Below are 907 nucleotides of genomic sequence, written 5' to 3'. Positions count from 1 at the left end.
ATTCGGACGCGGCGCTGGCGATGGGTTTCGCCGGGGTCATGGCCGGTCCGCTGGTGCGCTCGTCGTACCGCGCGGGCCGGTTGTTCGCGCAGACCAAGCAGCACCGCGGCGAGGAACTCCCGGCCAATCTGGAGCACCTGGCCGCGCAGGGCCCCGCCGCCCAGGAAGCCAGCTCACTACTCGCTCGCTGATTCCAAAGAATCAGTAAAGTAATCCCATGGCTTTGGTAACGGATGTACTCGACTGGCTCCAAGGACTCCCCGAACCGGGACTCGTCGCGGCGACGGGCGGCCTGGTGTTCGCCGAATGCACGCTGGGGCTGGGTTTCCTCGCCCCCGGCGAAGCCGGCTTGCTCGTCGCGGCGACCACTGCCGACTCGGTGCCGCGGTTCCTGACGCTGTGGGCCGTGGTGACGGTGTGCGCCGCCCTCGGGGACGTGCTCGGGTATCTGATCGGCAAGCGCTTCGGCCCGAGGCTGCGCGAGACCAAGCTGATCCGCAAGTACGGCACCGAAGGCTGGGACAAGGCCACCGGCGTCCTGCGGCGGCGTGGCGCCTGGGCGGTGTTCTTCGCCCGGTTCCTGCCGGTGATCCGCACCCTGACCCCGGCCGCGGCGGGCACGTCCGGCCTGCCGTTGCGCAAGTTTCTCCCGGCCGCCGCGGCCGGGGCGTTCTGCTGGTCGCTGATCCACATCAGCATCGGCGCAGCACTGGGCGAAGCCGCGAAGAAGGTCGAAGGCGCGCTGAGCACTGGCGGCCTGATCGTGGTCGCCGCACTGGCCGCAACGTTCGTCGTCGTCCTGCTACGCCTCAAGAAAAACAAAACCCTCTCCGCCGCCTCCAAGCCCAGCCTGATTGCCCCTGAAGGCCACCATGACGGCGTCTAACGCCGTGAAGGCTCCCTTCAC

At 68.6% G+C, this 907-nt stretch carries 1 protein-coding gene and 1 pseudogene; both read left to right on the top strand.

The genetic code is table 11. The annotated features are described in order from the left end of the window. A pseudogene (locus QMK34_RS47575) lies at window positions 1-191 on the top strand (lipoyl synthase); the annotation flags it as partial. 26 nt (window positions 192-217) lie between these two features. Continuing rightward, window positions 218-886: a DedA family protein gene (locus QMK34_RS47570; RefSeq protein ID WP_326421643.1), complete on the top strand. Its 669-nt coding sequence runs from the start codon at window positions 218-220 to the stop codon at window positions 884-886. The last annotated feature ends 21 nt before the right edge of the window (window positions 887-907 follow it).

Origin of the sequence: Amycolatopsis sp. H20-H5, assembly GCF_035828755.1 — a bacterium.
In the GTDB taxonomy this organism is placed as follows: domain Bacteria; phylum Actinomycetota; class Actinomycetes; order Mycobacteriales; family Pseudonocardiaceae; genus Amycolatopsis.
The sequence above is the reverse complement of the archived record's forward strand: the minus strand, read 5'-3'. Positions and strand labels throughout refer to the sequence as shown.

What these genes read in the sequence shown, in the direction of transcription:
- QMK34_RS47570 (WP_326421643.1), top strand. Translation starts at nt 218, where the DNA reads ATGGCTTTGGTAACGGATGTACTCGACTGGCTCCAAGGACTCCCCGAA.